The sequence below is a fragment of the Bacillus sp. (in: firmicutes) genome (genome assembly GCA_012842745.1).
Taxonomy (GTDB): domain Bacteria; phylum Bacillota; class Bacilli; order Bacillales; family Bacillaceae_J; genus Schinkia.
In genome coordinates this window covers 15,456-34,134 of record DUSF01000005.1, presented here as the reverse complement: position 1 = coordinate 34,134, position 18,679 = coordinate 15,456, and the positions used below count along the sequence as shown (strand labels likewise).

The 18,679-nt window shown below is 39.5% G+C and carries 17 protein-coding genes and 1 other annotated feature; all 17 genes read right to left on the bottom strand.

Features of this window, described 5'->3' with window-relative positions:
* Positions 1–8: 8 nt before the first annotated feature.
* Positions 9–641: a 50S ribosomal protein L3 gene (gene rplC / locus GX497_01190; GenBank protein HHY71851.1), complete on the bottom strand. Its 633-nt coding sequence runs from the start codon at positions 639–641 to the stop codon at positions 9–11.
* Positions 642–681: 40 nt separating this feature from the next.
* On the bottom strand, positions 682–990 hold the full coding sequence (rpsJ, locus tag GX497_01185; protein ID HHY71850.1) for a 30S ribosomal protein S10: 309 nt from the start codon (positions 988–990) through the stop codon (positions 682–684).
* 280 nt (positions 991–1,270) lie between these two features.
* The gene (tuf, locus tag GX497_01180; GenBank protein HHY71849.1) at positions 1,271–2,458 is read right to left on the bottom strand and encodes an elongation factor Tu; all 1,188 of its coding nucleotides are present in this window, start codon (positions 2,456–2,458) and stop codon (positions 1,271–1,273) included.
* Between the two features lie 123 nt (positions 2,459–2,581).
* Positions 2,582–4,660 carry an elongation factor G gene (fusA, locus tag GX497_01175; protein ID HHY71848.1) on the bottom strand — a complete coding sequence of 693 codons (2,079 nt, stop codon included), beginning with the start codon at positions 4,658–4,660 and terminating at the stop codon, positions 2,582–2,584.
* A 45-nt stretch (positions 4,661–4,705) separates the two neighbouring features.
* Positions 4,706–5,176 (bottom strand): 30S ribosomal protein S7, encoded by a 471-nt coding sequence (gene rpsG, locus GX497_01170; protein ID HHY71847.1) that lies wholly within the window; start codon positions 5,174–5,176, stop codon positions 4,706–4,708.
* A 41-nt stretch (positions 5,177–5,217) separates the two neighbouring features.
* A complete protein-coding gene (gene rpsL / locus GX497_01165) occupies positions 5,218–5,640 on the bottom strand; it encodes a 30S ribosomal protein S12 (protein ID HHY71846.1) in 423 nt (140 codons plus the stop codon).
* Positions 5,641–5,747: 107 nt separating this feature from the next.
* Positions 5,748–5,996 carry a 50S ribosomal protein L7ae-like protein gene (locus GX497_01160; protein HHY71845.1) on the bottom strand — a complete coding sequence of 83 codons (249 nt, stop codon included), beginning with the start codon at positions 5,994–5,996 and terminating at the stop codon, positions 5,748–5,750.
* An 86-nt stretch (positions 5,997–6,082) separates the two neighbouring features.
* A complete protein-coding gene (gene rpoC, locus GX497_01155; GenBank protein ID HHY71844.1) occupies positions 6,083–9,697 on the bottom strand; it encodes a DNA-directed RNA polymerase subunit beta' in 3,615 nt (1,204 codons plus the stop codon).
* An 87-nt stretch (positions 9,698–9,784) separates the two neighbouring features.
* Entirely contained in the window at positions 9,785–13,345 is a 3,561-nt protein-coding gene (rpoB, locus tag GX497_01150) for a DNA-directed RNA polymerase subunit beta (GenBank protein ID HHY71843.1), read from the bottom strand.
* Between the two features lie 209 nt (positions 13,346–13,554).
* The gene (locus GX497_01145; protein ID HHY71842.1) at positions 13,555–14,157 is read right to left on the bottom strand and encodes a class I SAM-dependent methyltransferase; all 603 of its coding nucleotides are present in this window, start codon (positions 14,155–14,157) and stop codon (positions 13,555–13,557) included.
* A gap of 114 nt (positions 14,158–14,271) precedes the next feature.
* Positions 14,272–14,637 (bottom strand): 50S ribosomal protein L7/L12, encoded by a 366-nt coding sequence (rplL, locus tag GX497_01140; protein ID HHY71841.1) that lies wholly within the window; start codon positions 14,635–14,637, stop codon positions 14,272–14,274.
* Between the two features lie 53 nt (positions 14,638–14,690).
* Positions 14,691–15,191, bottom strand: coding sequence for a 50S ribosomal protein L10 (locus GX497_01135; protein HHY71840.1), 501 nt, complete (start codon positions 15,189–15,191; stop codon positions 14,691–14,693).
* A 35-nt stretch (positions 15,192–15,226) separates the two neighbouring features.
* Positions 15,227–15,370: a sequence feature (ribosomal protein L10 leader region), on the bottom strand.
* A 43-nt stretch (positions 15,371–15,413) separates the two neighbouring features.
* Positions 15,414–16,115: a 50S ribosomal protein L1 gene (rplA, locus tag GX497_01130; GenBank protein ID HHY71839.1), complete on the bottom strand. Its 702-nt coding sequence runs from the start codon at positions 16,113–16,115 to the stop codon at positions 15,414–15,416.
* Between the two features lie 117 nt (positions 16,116–16,232).
* Positions 16,233–16,658, bottom strand: coding sequence for a 50S ribosomal protein L11 (rplK, locus tag GX497_01125; GenBank protein ID HHY71838.1), 426 nt, complete (start codon positions 16,656–16,658; stop codon positions 16,233–16,235).
* Between the two features lie 156 nt (positions 16,659–16,814).
* Positions 16,815–17,348, bottom strand: coding sequence for a transcription termination/antitermination protein NusG (gene nusG / locus GX497_01120; protein HHY71837.1), 534 nt, complete (start codon positions 17,346–17,348; stop codon positions 16,815–16,817).
* A 346-nt stretch (positions 17,349–17,694) separates the two neighbouring features.
* Entirely contained in the window at positions 17,695–17,877 is a 183-nt protein-coding gene (gene secE / locus GX497_01115; GenBank protein HHY71836.1) for a preprotein translocase subunit SecE, read from the bottom strand.
* Between the two features lie 114 nt (positions 17,878–17,991).
* Positions 17,992–18,642, bottom strand: a complete 651-nt coding sequence (sigH, locus tag GX497_01110; protein HHY71835.1) for an RNA polymerase sporulation sigma factor SigH — start codon at positions 18,640–18,642, stop codon at positions 17,992–17,994.
* Between the last annotated feature and the right edge of the window lie 37 nt (positions 18,643–18,679).

Here is an 18,679-nt window from a genome sequence, read left to right as displayed (position 1 = left end):
CTGAACAATTATTTGTTACCTTTAACCGCATTAAGGATTTTTACATAACTTTTTTTAGCTCCAGGCACATTTCCTTTAACTAATAATAGGTTACGTTCTGTATCAACCTTTACGATTTCAAGATTTTGAACTGTAATTTGCTCTCCACCCATTTGTCCAGGTAATTCTTTACCTTTGAATACGCGATTTGGAGCAACTGGTCCCATTGATCCAGGACGACGGTGATAACGAGATCCGTGAGACATAGGGCCACGTGATTGGTTATGACGTTTAATTGCACCTTGGAACCCTTTACCTTTTGATGTTCCTGTTACGTCAACTAACTCACCTTCTGTAAATAAATCAACTTTGACTTCCTGACCAACTTCATACTCCCCAGCGTTAATACCGCGGATTTCACGGACGAAGCGCTTAGGAGTTGTATTTGCTTTTGTTGCATGACCTTTTTCCGGCTTGTTTGCACGTGATTCTTTTTTATCTGCAAAACCTATTTGAACCGCTTCGTAACCATCAGTTTCAACAGTTTTCTTTTGTAAAACGATATTAGGCTCGGCTTGAATAACCGTTACTGGAATTAATTCGCCGTTTTCAGCGAAAACTTGAGTCATACCAATTTTTCTACCTAAGATTCCTTTGGTCATTAGTCACACCTCCTGTAATTATTATGATTTTTTATTTAAATTAAAGCTTAATTTCAATATCAACACCAGATGGTAAGTCTAAACGCATTAATGAATCGACAGTTTGTGGTGTCGGATTGACGATATCGATTAAGCGTTTATGTGTGCGCATCTCGAATTGCTCACGAGAATCCTTATATTTGTGTACAGCACGGAGAATTGTGTAAACAGCTTTCTCTGTAGGTAATGGAATCGGACCAGATACATTTGCACCAGAGCGTTTTGCAGTTTCGACAATTTTCTCAGCTGATTGATCAAGAATTCTGTGATCGTAAGCTTTTAAACGTATACGAATTTTTTCTTTTGCCATTATTTTCCCTCCTTTATTCGCCCATATTAGAATAGACATACTCCGTGGAAATTTCCCCACACTCGCCATGGCAAAGGGGCCGGGTGTGTCAGCAACCTTCCACATCATAGCTGTAAATGACCAACATTCAATATTATACAAAATAATAGAAGTGATTGCAACAACAAAAATAATTTCTGACGAACTTTTTAAATTCTACAATTCAATCAAATTGATTATAGAATTGCATATGAAAAAGCAGCCGGTTTTAGCCGACTGCTTTAATCTTTCATTAATTTAATTACTCAACGATTGTAGCTACAACGCCAGCGCCTACTGTACGTCCACCTTCACGAATTGAGAATTTAGTTCCTTCTTCAATCGCAACTGTAGTGATAAGTTCTACAGTCATTTCGATGTTGTCACCAGGCATTACCATTTCTACACCTTCTGGTAACTTGATGATTCCAGTTACGTCAGTTGTACGGAAATAGAATTGTGGGCGATAATTTGAGAAGAATGGAGTATGACGTCCACCTTCTTCTTTTGATAAAACGTAAACTTCAGCTTTGAAAGTTTTGTGTGGTGTAATTGAACCTGGTTTAGCAAGTACTTGACCACGTTGGATGTCATCACGTGCAACACCACGAAGTAATGCACCGATGTTGTCTCCAGCTTCTGCATAGTCAAGAAGCTTACGGAACATTTCTACACCAGTTACAGTTGTGCTCTTAGCTTCTTCAGCTAGACCAACGATTTCAACTACGTCACCAACTTTAACTTGACCGCGCTCAACGCGTCCAGTAGCAACTGTACCACGACCAGTGATTGAGAATACATCCTCAACTGGCATCATGAATGGCTTGTCAGTGTCACGAACTGGGTCTGGAATGTAGCTGTCAACAGCATCCATTAGTTCATTGATTTTAGCTTCCCACTCAGGCTCTCCTTCAAGAGCTTTAAGAGCAGAACCTTTGATTACAGGGATATCGTCTCCTGGGAATTCGTATTCTGAAAGTAAGTCACGAACTTCCATTTCAACTAATTCTAGTAATTCTTCGTCATCAACCATATCACACTTGTTCATGAATACTACTAAGTAAGGTACACCTACTTGACGAGAAAGTAAGATGTGCTCACGTGTTTGAGGCATAGGACCATCAGTAGCAGATACTACTAGGATACCGCCGTCCATTTGAGCAGCACCAGTGATCATGTTCTTAACATAGTCAGCATGTCCTGGGCAGTCAACGTGTGCATAGTGACGCTTTTCAGTTTGATATTCTACGTGAGAAGTTGAGATTGTAATTCCACGTTCTCTTTCCTCTGGTGCTCCATCGATTTGGTCATATCCACGAGCTTCCGCACCACCTGCCTTAGCAAGTACGTTTGTGATAGCAGCAGTAAGGGTAGTTTTACCATGGTCAACGTGTCCAATTGTACCGATGTTAACATGCGGTTTTGAACGGTCAAATTTAGCTTTAGCCATTAGAGATTTCCTCCTTAAATGTATAATAATTTATTATTTTTTTATATGTAAGGGACGGGAATTCTAGGAATTCCCAATTACCAACTTACTATAAAATTTGAATTAATGCAATATTAAACCTGATTATGCACCTGTGTTTTTCTTGATGATTTCTTCCGAAATTGATTTTGGAACTTCTTCGTAATGATCAAAGTGCATAGAGTATACTCCACGACCTTGAGTATTTGAACGAAGTGCAGTTGCATAACCAAACATTTCTGAAAGTGGAACCATTGCTTTAACAACTTGTGCATTACCACGAGCTTCCATACCTTCAACACGACCACGACGTGAAGTTACATCACCCATGATATCGCCCATGTATTCCTCTGGAACAACGATTTCAACTTTCATCATTGGCTCTAGTAATACTGGATTACATTTTGTTTTAGCATTTTTAAGTGATAAAGACGCAGCAACTTTAAACGCCATTTCACTTGAGTCTACATCATGGTAAGAACCATCGAATAATGTAGCTTTTACGTCTATTAACGGATAGCCAGCAAGGACACCGTTTTGCAGTGCGTCTTCTAGTCCTGATTGGATAGCAGGAACGTAATCTCTAGGGACTACGCCACCGACGATTGCGTTAACAAACTCGAAGCCTTTACCTTCTTCATTAGGTTCGAATCTAATCCATACGTGACCATATTGTCCACGTCCACCTGACTGACGTACGAATTTACCTTCACACTCAGCAGTTTGACGGAATGTTTCACGGTAAGAAACTTGCGGTGCACCCACATTAGCCTCAACCTTGAATTCGCGTTTCATACGATCAACAATGATGTCTAAGTGAAGTTCACCCATACCAGAGATAATCGTTTGTCCTGTTTCCGGATTTGTTTCCGTACGGAATGTCGGATCTTCTTCAGCAAGCTTTTGTAATGCAATGCCCATTTTATCTTGGTCTGCTTTTGATTTCGGCTCCACAGATAATGAGATTACTGGCTCCGGGAACTCCATAGATTCAAGAATAACTGCATTCTTTTCATCACAAAGAGTATCACCTGTTGTTGTATCTTTTAAACCAACAGCCGCTGCGATATCTCCAGCATAAACTTGTGAGATTTCTTCACGGTGGTTCGCATGCATTTGCAGGATACGTCCTACGCGTTCACGCTTACCTTTTGTTGAGTTTAATACATACGAACCGGAATTTAAGATACCCGAGTAAACACGGAAGAATGTTAGTTTACCGACATATGGATCTGTCATTATCTTAAATGCAAGTGCGGAGAATGGTTCTTCATCACTAGAATGGCGTTCCACTTCTTCGTCAGTATCAGGAATTATACCTTTAATTGATGCAATATCAATCGGAGCAGGTAAATAATCAATTACAGCATCAAGCACTTTTTGGATACCTTTATTCTTAAATGCTGTACCGCAAAGCACTGGGTAGATTTCAACATTAAGAGTACCCTTACGGATAGCCGCCTTAATTTCCTCATTAGTAAGCTCTTCGCCTTCAAGATACTTCATCATTAATTCTTCATCTAGCTCAGCTGCCGCTTCAATTAATTTTCCGCGATATTCTTCAGCCAAATCCTTCATGTCTTCAGGTATATCTGATTCTTGAATATCTGTCCCAGTATCATTACCATACATTGTTGCCTTCATTTCAACGAGGTCAATAATTCCTTTGAACTCATCTTCAGCACCAATTGGTAATTGAATTGGGTGTGCATTCGCACCTAAACGGTCATGGAGCGTCTTTACTGCATATAAGAAGTCCGCACCTGTTTTATCCATTTTGTTAACAAATACAATACGTGGTACTCCATAAGTTGTTGCCTGACGCCAAACTGTTTCAGTTTGCGGCTCAACACCTGATTGTGCATCTAATACTGTTACTGCGCCATCTAATACACGAAGAGATCGCTCAACCTCAACTGTAAAGTCTACGTGTCCTGGTGTATCAATAATATTAACACGGTGGCCTTTCCATTGAGCTGTTGTCGCAGCAGAAGTAATCGTGATTCCACGCTCTTGCTCCTGCGCCATCCAGTCCATTTGGGCAGCTCCTTCATGAGTTTCCCCAATTTTATGAATTCGTCCAGTATAGAAAAGGATGCGCTCAGTTGTTGTTGTTTTACCAGCATCAATGTGTGCCATGATACCGATATTACGAGTATTTTCTAAGGAGAACTCTCTAGCCATCTATACTTCTCCTTCCTTTTTAGGAAATTAATTAGTATGTTTATTTTACCAACGGTAGTGTGCGAATGCTTTATTCGCTTCTGCCATTTTGTGAGTGTCTTCACGCTTCTTCACTGATGCACCAGTGTTGTTTGCTGCATCAAGAATTTCGTTCGCTAAACGCTCTTCCATCGTTTTCTCACCACGAGAACGTGAATATTGCACTAACCAACGTAACCCTAAAGTAGTACGACGCTCAGGACGAACTTCTACTGGCACTTGATAGTTGGCACCACCAACGCGGCGTGCACGAACTTCAAGTACAGGCATAATGTTCTTAAGAGCTTGTTCGAATACTTCTTTTGGATCATTGCCAGTACGTTCTTTGATGATATCAAACGCATTATAAAGAATTGTTTGCGCCTTTCCTCTTTTACCATCAATCATAATTTGGTTGATTAGGCGAGTAATAAGCTTAGAGTTATAAATCGGATCTGGTAATACGTCTCTACGAGCTACAGGACCTTTACGTGGCATATGATACCCTCCCTTCATAATAATTATTTATGAAATATCGATTATTTTTTAGCTGCTTTTGGTTTCTTCGTACCATATTTAGAGCGACTTTGTGCACGATTGTTAACACCAGCTGTATCTAGCGCACCGCGTACAATGTGGTAACGTACCCCTGGAAGGTCTTTTACACGACCGCCACGGATTAACACAACACTGTGCTCTTGTAAATTATGTCCGATACCAGGAATATAAGCTGTAACCTCAATTCCATTTGTTAAACGAACACGAGCATATTTACGTAACGCTGAGTTTGGCTTCTTAGGAGTCATTGTTCCTACACGAGTACAAACACCGCGTTTTTGTGGTGAAGAAAGATCAGTTTGTTCCTTCTTCATGCTGTTATAACCTTTGTTTAACGCAGGAGATTTAGATGTAACGACTTTGCTTGTGCGTCCCTTGCGAACTAATTGGTTCATAGTAGGCATTAATTTTTCCTCCCTTCTTTTTTATGTCCACATATCCAGGTGATTCATTTTTTCGGCAAAAACAATGTTTTTGTGAGAGCGGTAAAAACCGCACCACAAAAACATTTTTAGCCTTTTATAGCAACTGTTGCAGCACCAACTTCTATTCCACACGCTTTTCCAAGCTTTTTCATTGAATCCACTTTGACGATAGGAATTCCATTTTCTTTTGCTGCCAGCAGTACTTTATTTGTCACACGCCGATCAGCATCATCGGCAATGATGACTTCTAATACTTCTTTTTCTTTAATAGCCTTAAGAGTCTGTTTTGAACCAATAACGAGCTCTTTTGCTACTGATACTTTTTCATAAGACATGTACCTATATCCTCCAAAGCATCGGGAATTAAAAACACCTTTGTAATGATATCATTTTAGCCAATCAATGTCAATATACTTTTATTCTATTCTTTAGAGACTAAATTTTTTTCATCATCAAAAGATTGCTCTTTTTCAAGGTCTTTTTCATATCTTACTTTTCTATATCTAGTCATACCTGTACCAGCTGGAACAAGTTTACCGATAATTACGTTTTCCTTCAGCCCTAGAAGCTCATCACGTTTACCTTTGATTGCCGCATCCGTTAATACCCTTGTTGTTTCTTGGAAGGAAGCTGCAGATAAGAATGATTCAGTTTCCAATGACGCTTTTGTAATACCAAGTAGAATTGGTCGTGCAACCGCTGGTCGACCGCCTTTTAACAGAACAGCCTTATTCGCTTCCCTGAATTGGTGGATATCTAAAAGCGAACCTGGCAGCACATCGCTGTCACCCGCATCCACTACCCGGACTTTGCGAAGCATTTGGCGAACCATTACTTCAATGTGCTTATCACCAATTTCTACCCCTTGCATACGATATACCTTTTGTACCTCACGAAGCAAATATTCTTGAACACCATCTACACCACGAACTTTTAATAATTCTTTCGGGTCAATGGAGCCTTCTGTCAATTCCTGACCTGCTGTCACTTTATCTCCTTCGGCAACTTTTAATCTAGAGCCATATGGAGCAGTGTATGTGCGGCTTTCAACCTCACCTTGGACAACAATTTCTTGTTTATCTTTTACGTCATTAACTTGCGACACGATACCAGGGATTTCCGAAATTACTGCTTGCCCTTTTGGATTACGAGCTTCAAATAACTCTTGAATACGTGGCAAACCTTGTGTAATATCATCTCCTGCTACACCGCCCGTGTGGAATGTACGCATTGTTAACTGTGTTCCTGGTTCACCAATTGACTGAGCCGCGATAATTCCTACCGCTTCCCCAACCTCAACGTCTTGACCAGTTGCTAGATTGCGACCATAACACTTTTTACAAACGCCTGCACGAGTATCACAAGTAAAGGCCGAGCGGATTCTAACCTGCTCAACCCCCGCATTCACAATCTTTGTCGCGATGTCTTCAGTAATCAGTTCATTTCGCTTAATAATAATTTCATTTGTTTCAGGATGCTTTACCGTTTCAAATGATGTACGTCCAACTAAACGTTCATATAACGGTTCAATTGTTTCTGTACCATCTTTAAGCGCATTTACCGTTAAGCCCCGGTCTGTTTTACAGTCATCCTCACGAACAATCACATCTTGGGCAACATCGACTAATCGTCTTGTTAAATAACCCGAGTCTGCTGTTTTTAGCGCTGTATCAGCAAGACCTTTACGAGCACCGTGCGTTGAAATGAAGTACTCTAGTACTGTTAACCCTTCACGGAAACTAGATTTAATCGGCAACTCAATAATTCGTCCTGCCGGGTTTGCCATCAGTCCGCGCATTCCTGCAAGCTGAGTAAAGTTAGAGGCGTTACCACGAGCACCTGAGTCACTCATCATAAAAATTGGGTTGGATATATCTAAGGTATCCATCAATCTCTTTTGGATTTCATCCTTAGCTGAACTCCAAATAGAGATGACACGATCATAGCGTTCTTCATCCGTGATTAAACCACGTCTAAATTGCTTCAACACGTTCGCAATTTTTTCTTCGGCATTTGCTAAAATTTCTTCTTTTTCTGGTAGAACGACGATATCAGCAACACCAACAGTAATACCTGCTTTAGTTGAGTACTTAAAGCCAAGATCCTTCATACGGTCTAACATTTTCGATGTTTCCGTAATATGGAATCTCTTAAATACTTCTGCAATAATATTTCCGAGATATTTCTTCTTGAACGGAGACACTAGTTCACGGTTACTAATTTCACCCTCAATATTTGTACCTTTTGGCACAAAATACTTTTCAGGTGTTTTCACCTCTAAGTTTTCTTTCGTTGGTTCATTTATATATGGGAATGACTTCGGTAAGATTTCGTTGAAAATCAATTTCCCAACTGTTGTTAATAACAACATCTCATTTTGCTCAGCAGTAAATGTTGTATTTTTTAACGAACCAGCGGCTATTGCGATACGTGTATGTAGGTGAACGTATCCGTTATAATAGGCAATAAGCGCCTCGTTCGTGTCTTTAAACACCTTACCTTCACCAACAGCACCGGCGCGTTCGATTGTCAAATAATAATTTCCAAGCACCATGTCTTGTGATGGGGTAACAACTGGTTTTCCGTCTTTCGGATTCAGGATGTTCTGGGCAGCAAGCATTAGTAATCTTGCTTCCGCCTGCGCTTCCGCCGATAATGGTACGTGCACCGCCATTTGGTCACCATCAAAGTCAGCGTTATACGCTGTACATACTAACGGATGCAAACGTATAGCCCTACCCTCAACTAATGTAGGTTCAAAAGCCTGGATACCCAGTCTGTGTAATGTCGGAGCACGGTTCAATAGAACTGGATGCTCTTTAATAACCTCTTCTAATACATCCCATACTTCAGGTTGAACTCTTTCAATTTTACGCTTTGCACTTTTAATATTATGTGCTAAGCCTTTGCCAACAAGCTCCTTCATTACAAATGGCTTGAATAATTCTAAAGCCATCTCTTTTGGCAAGCCACATTGGTACATTTTTAGGTTAGGACCAACAACAATTACTGAACGTCCAGAATAGTCAACACGTTTACCTAAAAGATTTTGGCGGAAACGGCCTTGCTTCCCTTTTAGCATATGTGACAATGATTTTAACGGACGATTACCAGGACCCGTTACAGGACGACCACGACGACCGTTGTCAATCAATGCATCAACAGCTTCTTGCAGCATTCTTTTTTCATTTTGAACAATGATGCTTGGGGCACCTAAATCTAATAAACGCTTAAGACGGTTATTCCGATTAATGACACGACGATATAAGTCGTTTAGGTCAGATGTCGCAAAACGGCCACCATCTAATTGCACCATCGGGCGCAATTCGGGTGGAATAACTGGAAGCACATCTAAAACCATCCACGAAGGGTCATTTCCAGAGTTACGAAACGCCTCTAGCACTTCCAAACGCTTAATTGCACGGGTACGGCGTTGGCCTTGCGCAGAACGTAATTCTTCTTTTAATTGATCCACTTCTTTATCTAAATCAATATCTTGTAGAAGCTTACGAATCGCCTCGGCACCCATCTGCGCTTGGAATGATTGACCATATTTTTCACGATATGTTCGATATTCCTTCTCTGACAGCAATTGTTTCTTCTCTAATGTTGTATTTCCAGGATCAGTAACAACATAGGAAGCAAAATAAATAACTTCCTCAAGGGCACGCGGTGACATATCTAACGCTAATCCCATACGGCTTGGAATTCCTTTGAAATACCAAATATGCGATACTGGGGCCGCTAACTCAATATGTCCCATCCGGTCACGACGTACTTTTGCACGGGTAACTTCAACGCCACAACGGTCACAGACAACGCCTTTATAGCGCACTCTTTTGTATTTTCCGCAATGACATTCCCAATCCTTTGTCGGGCCAAAAATGCGCTCGCAAAACAACCCATCTTTTTCTGGCTTTAATGTCCGATAATTGATTGTTTCTGGTTTTTTTACTTCACCAAAAGACCATGAGCGAATTTTGTCTGGTGAAGCCAACCCAATCTTCATATACTCAAAATTATTTACATCCAGCAAAGGGCCTACCTCCCTTATAAAGTGAAACTTTAGGGCTGCCTCATTGAGACAGCCTATTAGTTTGCATTCAATTATAATTAGTAATCACTATTCAACAGGTGTAACGTCTTTTTCCTCAGTTTCTGTCGTCTCGTTTTTCTCTAATGAAGGAATATCACGCCCGTCATCATCGTCATCAAAGTCACGTAATTCAATTTCTTCTTCATCACTTGACAGCATCTTGACATCCATACCTAGACTTTGAAGTTCTTTTATTAATACCTTAAAGGATTCTGGAACCCCTGGTTCAGGAACACTTTCACCTTTAACGATAGCTTCATAAGTTTTAACACGTCCGACTACATCATCGGACTTAACTGTTAAAATTTCTTGTAAAGTATAAGCTGCACCATATGCTTCAAGTGCCCAAACTTCCATCTCACCAAAACGCTGTCCGCCAAATTGCGCTTTACCACCAAGCGGCTGCTGCGTAACTAGTGAATATGGTCCAGTTGAACGAGCATGAAGTTTGTCATCGACCATGTGGGCAAGCTTAATCATATACATAATACCGACTGACACACGATTATCGAACGGTTCTCCGGTTCGACCATCATATAGAATTGTCTTTGCATCACTTGCCATTCCTGCTTCTTCAATTGTTGCCCATACATCTTCTTCTGTCGCACCGTCAAAAACTGGTGAAGCAACATGAATTCCAAGATAACGCGCGGCCATACCAAGATGCAATTCCAATACTTGCCCGATATTCATCCTTGATGGTACACCTAATGGATTTAACATGATATCAACTGGTGTTCCATCAGGCAAGTAAGGCATATCTTCTTCAGGAAGGATTTTTGAAATAACACCTTTGTTTCCATGTCGTCCAGCCATCTTATCGCCTTCATGAATTTTACGCTTTTGCACGATAAAAACACGAACTAATTGATTAACTCCCGGTGGTAGCTCATCACCATCTTCACGGTTAAAGATCTTTACATCTAAAATAATTCCGCCACCGCCATGTGGTACTCTTAATGAAGTATCACGTACTTCACGTGCTTTTTCACCGAAAATGGCATGTAATAATCTTTCTTCAGCAGTTAGCTCTGTTACACCTTTAGGCGTAACTTTACCAACTAATAAATCTCCATCTTTAACCTCCGCACCGATACGAATAATTCCACGTTCATCAAGATTACGAAGGGCATCCTCACCAACGTTTGGTATATCCCTTGTAATTTCCTCTGGCCCAAGCTTCGTATCTCGTGCTTCAGATTCATATTCCTCAATATGGATAGATGTATAGACATCATCCTTTACAAGTCGCTCACTCATAATGATGGCATCCTCGTAGTTGTAGCCATCCCATGTCATAAAGGCAACTAGTACATTTCGTCCTAATGCTAATTCACCCTTATCCATTGATGGGCCGTCTGCAAGAATTTCACCTTTTTTAACTTCATCGCCGACGACTACAATAGGGCGTTGATTATAACATGTCCCTTGATTTGAACGTTTAAATTTCAATAACTCATATTTATCAAGGTCACCTTTTACTTTTTGACCATCAACGTCTAAATAACGGCGAACACGAATAACGCCTGCCTCAACATGTTCAACAATGCCGTCATGCTTACAAATAACAGCCGCACCAGAATCTTTTCCGTCCACATATTCCATTCCCGTTCCAACAATCGGCGCCTCAGGATTCATTAATGGTACAGCTTGACGCTGCATGTTCGCACCCATTAATGCCCGGTTTGAGTCGTCGTTTTCCAAGAATGGAATACAGGCAGTTGCAGCAGATACTACTTGCTTTGGTGAAACATCCATATAGTCTACACGGTCTCTCTTAACCATTGTATTTTCACCACGGAAGCGGACTACAACTTCCTCATCAAGGAATGTGCCATCATCAGCTAAATTAACATTTGCTTGTGCCACAATATAGTTATCTTCTTCATCTGCTGTTAAATAATCAATTTGAGACGTAACCTTTCCTGTCTCTGGATCTACTTTGCGGTATGGTGTTTCAATAAAACCAAATCTATTTACTTTTGCATAAGAAGAAAGCGAGTTAATTAATCCAATGTTCGGACCCTCAGGTGTTTCAATTGGACACATGCGACCATAGTGTGAGTAGTGAACGTCACGAACTTCAAAGCCTGCACGTTCACGCGTTAAACCGCCCGGCCCTAAGGCAGACAAACGGCGTTTATGTGTCAATTCCGCAAGCGGATTCGTTTGGTCCATAAATTGCGAAAGCTGAGAGCTTCCAAAAAACTCTTTAATCGCTGCAATAACCGGGCGGATATTAATTAATGCCTGTGGCGTGATATTATTTGGATCTTGAATAGACATCCGCTCACGAACGACCCGTTCCATACGAGAAAGTCCGATTCTAAATTGATTTTGCAATAACTCCCCAACAGAACGTAAGCGACGATTGCCTAAATGATCGATATCATCGGTATCACCAACATGATGCAATAAATTAAAGAAATAGCTAATCGATGCAATGATATCGGCAGGTGTAATATTTTTAATCTCTACATCTATATTGGAATTACCAATGACATTGATAATTTTCTCTCCATCAACGTCCTTTGGAGCATATATTTTAATAGATTGAACTGTAATATCTTCTTCAATAACGCCACCATGTGGCTTCAGCACTTTAAAACCGATATTGTTTTCTAGGTAAGGTAAAATTCTGTCTAGTGTACGGCGATCAAGCACGGTACCTTTTTCAACTAAAATTTCACCCGTCTCCGGATCAATTAATGTTTCAGCAACACGCTGATTAAATAAACGGTTCTTAATATGAAGCTTTTTATTAATCTTGTAACGTCCGACATTTGCCAAATCATAACGTTTTGGATCAAAGAAGCGTGATATTAACAGACTTTTAGCATTTTCAACTGTAGGTGGTTCACCAGGACGTAGGCGCTCATAGATTTCTAGCAATGCTTTTTCGGTAGTTTCCGTATTATCCTTGTCAAGTGTGTTTCTTAAATACTCATTTTCACCTAATAAGTCGATAATTTCTTGGTCATTACCAAAACCTAACGCACGTAAAAGAACTGTTACAGGTAATTTACGTGTGCGATCAATACGAACATAGACAACGTCCTTAGCATCGGTCTCGTATTCCAACCATGCTCCACGGTTAGGAATGACAGTAGCTGAAAAACCCTTTTTACCGTTTTTGTCAATTTTTCCGCTATAATAAACACTTGGTGAGCGAACAAGCTGTGATACGATTACACGTTCAGCACCATTTATAACAAAGGTACCTGTTTCTGTCATTAACGGGAAATCACCCATAAATACATCTTGTTCTTTAACCTCACCTGTTTCCTTGTTGATTAGACGTACCTTTACTCGTAATGGCGCAGAGTATGTAACATCTCGTTGTTTTGATTCACCAACAGAGTACTTTGGTTCACCTAAGCTATAATCAATAAACTCAAGTGATAGGTTACCAGTGAAATCTTCAATTGGAGAAATATCCGTGAACATTTCCCTGAGCCCCTCATCTAGGAACCATTGGTAAGATGAGAGTTGAATTTCAATTAGATTTGGTAATTCTAGCACCTCGCTAATACGCGCATAACTTCTACGCTGGCGGTGGCGTCCATACTGAATTAGTTGACCTGTCAACTGATTCACCCCTCAAAATCAAACGTTTTATTTTTTGTACAAACAAAAAAAGCTTCTAAAAACATATCAAAAGCACAATAAAGATACAAATTCGATTTTATTATCATTTCCAATGACTATACTTTTATACCCTTTATTGTAGACATTTCCTATAATTGGAGCGTATATTCATTGGCATTTTATAATCTTATCATAACCAAAAATAACCGTCAACTTTTTTTTGATTTTATGATATAATATCCCTTTTTCTTCGAAACTACCTCTACTTCGGCAAAAATTGATTGTAATTTCTCTATAGCCGAAGGTGCTCCCTGTTTTTTCTGAATAACAATCCAAAGCTCACCATTTTCAACTAAATAATGATAAGACTTTTCAAATAGGTCATGCACTACCTTTTTGCCCGCTCGAATCGGCGGATTTGTAACAATCACAGCAAATGATTCTTCCTTCACATTTTCAAAGAGATTACTTTGGTAGATTGAAACATTGTCAACTTTATTTTGTTCACTATTTTTTCTCGCTAACTGTAAAGCTCGTTCATTTACATCTACCATGTCAACATGTCGTTCTGGATTTTCTTTAGCTAGAGCAAGTCCAATCGGCCCATAACCACAGCCGATATCTAAAATATCTCCACGAACAGCAGGAATTACAATTGTATCAATTAACAATTTCGAACCAAAATCAATTTCACTTTTTGAGAATACTCCGAAGTCTGAGGTGAAAACAAAAGAATGCCCCTTGAGTTTATAATGAAAGGTGAAAGGCTTACTTTCAACAGAAGGCTTATTCGAATAGTAATGTTCGGTCATATTGGATTATTCAACCCCTTTATTTAAGTAGTTTCGGGTTAATTTGGGTTTAAACTGAGGTTAAATAAAAAGCTCACTCAATTGAGTGAGCTTTTTATTTAAAAATGAATTGAATTACTTAACTTCAATGTTAGCTCCAACTTCTTCAAGTTTAGCTTTGATATCTTCAGCTTCTTCTTTAGATACGCCTTCTTTAAGCGGCTTTGGAGTGTTGTCTACTAAGTCTTTTGCTTCTTTTAAGCCAAGACCAGTGATTTCGCGAACAACTTTGATAACTTTAATCTTTTGGTCGCCAGCGCTTGCTAATACTACATCAAATTCTGTTTTTTCTTCAGCAGCACCGCCACCAGCAACAGCGCCACCCATAACTACAGGAGCAGCAGCAGTTACGCCGAATTCTTCCTCGATAGCTTTTACTAAGTCATTTAATTCTAAAACAGTCATATTTTTAACCGCTTCAATGATTTGTTCTTTAGTCATTTGAATTTTCCTCCTTGTTTTTCATGTCAATGTTTTAATTTTAGTAACAGATTTTATGCACCTTGTTCTTCTTTTTGGTCAGCAACAGCTTTTGCTGCAAGAGCAAGATTGCGGATTGGAGCTTGTAATACGCTAAGCAACATAGAAAGTAAACCTTCGCGTGATGGAAGTTCAGCTAATGCTTTCACTTCTTCTACGCTTGCAATTGTACCTTCGATAATGCCTGCTTTAATTTCTAAATTCTCATGTTTCTTAGCGAAATCATTAAGGATTTTCGCAGGAGCAACTACATCTTCAACTCCGAAAGCAACAGCAGTTGGTCCAACTAACTTGTCGTTAAGCTCCGCGAAGTTTGTAGCTTCTGCCGCACGACGCATCATCGTATTTTTGTATACTTTAAAGTCAATACCTGCATCGCGTAATTGCTTACGTAACTCAGTTACTTCAGCAACATCAAGTCCGCGATAATCAACGAAAACGACTGATTTGCTTTCACGTAACTTATCAGAGATTTCTTGAACGGTTTGTTTCTTTTGTTCAATAATTGCGCTCATTCTTACACCTCCTATAGAATTTCATACCGTACGGTGTTTTAAATAAAAAAGCCCCCATATCATAGACATGGAGGCAAATAGATCCGTTCGTATTATCAACAGATTTATAAACACACCTCGGTAGGGCTATTAAGCCTAAGAACGGCACCTACTGTCTACGGTATAATGATTATTTTATTAGCAACGGTTGTTATTATAACCGGATTAAATAAGTTTGTCAACCTATTTTCCTAGCAATAGCGGAGCAACATCCACTTTAATACCAGGGCCCATTGTAGATGTAATCGCAACATTCTTCATGTATGTTCCTTTTGCTGCAGCTGGTTTTGCTTTTTGGATTGTTTCAACAATTGTTGTTAAATTGCCAACAAGCTTCTCATCTTCAAATGATACTTTACCAATTGGAACATGAATATTACCAGCTTTATCTACACGATATTCAACTTTACCAGCTTTAATATCATTAACTGCTTTTGTTACGTCAAATGTTACAGTACCTGTTTTAGGGTTTGGCATTAAACCTTTGGGTCCTAATACGCGACCAAGCTTACCTACTTCACCCATCATGTCAGGTGTTGCTACAACTACATCAAACTCAAACCAACCTTGTTGGATTTTAGCAATGTATTCAGCATCTCCTACATAATCAGCACCTGCAGCTTCTGCTTCTTTGACTTTTTCGCCTTTAGCAAAAACTAACACGCGTTGCGTTTTACCAGTACCATATGGTAGAACAACTGCTCCACGAATTTGTTGGTCAGCTTTCTTAGGGTCAACACCTAAACGGAAAGCAACTTCAACACTTTCATCGAATTTAGCTGTAGCAGTCTTTTTTACTAATTCAATCGCCTCTTGAGCCGGATAAGTTTTCATGCGGTCAACAAGCTTTGTAAGTTCTTGATATCTTTTACCTCTTTTAGCCATTTAAAAAATCCTCCTCATATGTGGTTATAACGGTTTTACCTCCCACGAATAAAGGTTGCGAGTGTTGGATTTCCTTTTACTCGCAACCTCTGCCAATTACATTAGCAGCTCACGGGATTAGTCTTCAATAACAATTCCCATGCTGCGTGCTGTACCTTCAACCATGCGCATTGCAGCTTCTACACTTGCAGCGTTAAGGTCAGGCATTTTTTCTTCTGCGATTTGACGAACCTTATCACGCTTAACTGTAGCAACTTTCTTCTTGTTTGGCTCACCAGAACCAGATTCGATTCCAGCAGCTTTCTTAAGAAGAACAGCAGCAGGCGGAGTTTTTGTAATAAATGTAAATGAACGATCTTCAAATACAGTGATTTCAACAGGGATAATTAATCCAGCTTGTTCTGCTGTACGAGCGTTAAACTCCTTACAGAATCCCATGATGTTTACACCTGCTTGACCTAACGCAGGACCAACTGGTGGTGCTGGATTAGCTTTTCCGGCAGGAATTTGAAGTTTTACAATTTTAATAACTTTTTTAGCCACGAGACACACCTCCTTAAATAGTCCGTGATGTGGTAAAATTAGGCCCTTTAGACCCTCCCACTCATACTCCTATATATCTACAATAGTCTCTGTATTTTGAGACTCATAGGAAACACAAGAATTTTATCATTAAACAGACATGAATGCAAGATTTTTTTACACTGATTGCACTTGCGTAAATTCCAGTTCAACAGGAGTTTCTCTTCCGAACATATTAACATGGACCTTCACTTTTTGCTTGTCCATATCAATTTCTTCAATTGTCCCCGTGAAATTCGTAAATGGACCTTCAATGACACGTACCGTGTCTTTAAGGGCAAAATCAATTTCAGTTGGAACTTTGTCCAATCCCATTCTTTTTAAGATTACATCTACTTCATCGGGTTGAAGTGGAATTGGTTTTGAACCTGAGCCTGTCGACCCAACAAACCCCGTTACACCCGGAGTATTTCTTACGACATACCAAGAATCATCGGTCATTATGATCTCAACTAAAACATAACCAGGAAAAACTTTTTTCTTCACGACTTTCTTTTTGCCGTTTTTGATTTCATTTTCTTCTTCCTCTGGGACAACAATTCGGAAAATTTTATCCTGCATTCCCATTGACTCTACACGTTTTTCCAAATTCGCCTTTACTTTGTTTTCATAACCCGAATACGTATGTACAACATACCAGTTTTTTTCCATTCGCATTGGACAAATTTAGTCCATTCCCTCCCTTATCGAGATAATCAAAATCCTTTCGCTACCAACCCCATGGAACATTCTCTCGCTGTCACTTTTCTTATTGTCTAGCTCCAGCACCCAGCGACTCCTGAACTTCGCCCGCCTCCCTACGATAAGTCAACATCGAAATGCTTGCATTTCGTGTTTCCTTTATCTCGGTCGCCGTGCTCCAGTCCTTTCGTCGCTAAACGGGGGCTTCCGCTTTTCTTACAAACACGAAAAAACCCGCGAACGGGTTCCTTATCTTGTTATTCTGTATTTCCTTGATTATATATCATTATACCATATATAAGCCATAGTAAAAAGCTTAACCAAGAATTAAACGAATTAATGATGATATCCCCATATCTATAACAGTGAAAAACAAAGTCATAAAAGCAACTGTTACAATAACGGTGATTGTGTATTTTGTTAACTCCTTCTTTTTCGGCCAGCTGACTTTTTTCATTTCGCGAACAACATCGCGAAGGAACTTAATTATACGTTGCATGCAGTTACCTCCAACTTCATAAGCCAAGAACAAGTTATAATTGTCCCATCTTAAAATTAATCACTTGTAAAACTGTAACATAGCGTTAATTTAAATGTCAACAAAAAAGGGAGATTACAACGTAATTTCCCTCAATTCTAAATATCGTTCAAGCTTTCGCTTCACTCTTTGCAGTGCATTATCAATTGACTTAACATGGCGGTTTAAATCTTCAGAAATTTCTTGATATGTACGTCCGTCAAGATATAAACTTAGTACCTTTCTTTCTAAATCACTTAAAATCTCAGCCATTTTTACCTCAATATCATCAAATTCCTCTTGGTTAATAATCAACTCTTCAGGGTCAAGAGCCTTCGTACCTGAGATGACATCAAGAAGCGTTCGATCAGATTCCTCGTCATAAATCGGCTTATCTAATGACACATACGAATTTAATGGAATATGCTTCTGTCTTGTTGCTGTTTTAATTGCCGTAATAATTTGCCTTGTTATACATAATTCAGCAAACGCTTTAAACGAAGACAGCTTGTCCTCTTTAAAATCACGGATTGCTTTATACAAGCCAATCATACCTTCTTGAACAATATCCTCCCGATCTGCGCCAATTAAAAAATAAGACCGTGCTTTTGCCCGAACAAAATTTTTGTACTTATGAATTAAGTAATCTAAAGCTTCACTAGAACCTGCGTGGACTTGTTCAACTACTACTTCATCCTCTAGACGCTCTAAATCATTGATAGTATTTTCCTTGAGGTTTATACTCACTGTTTAATCCCTCCGTCCACAACCGATGCATATAGCA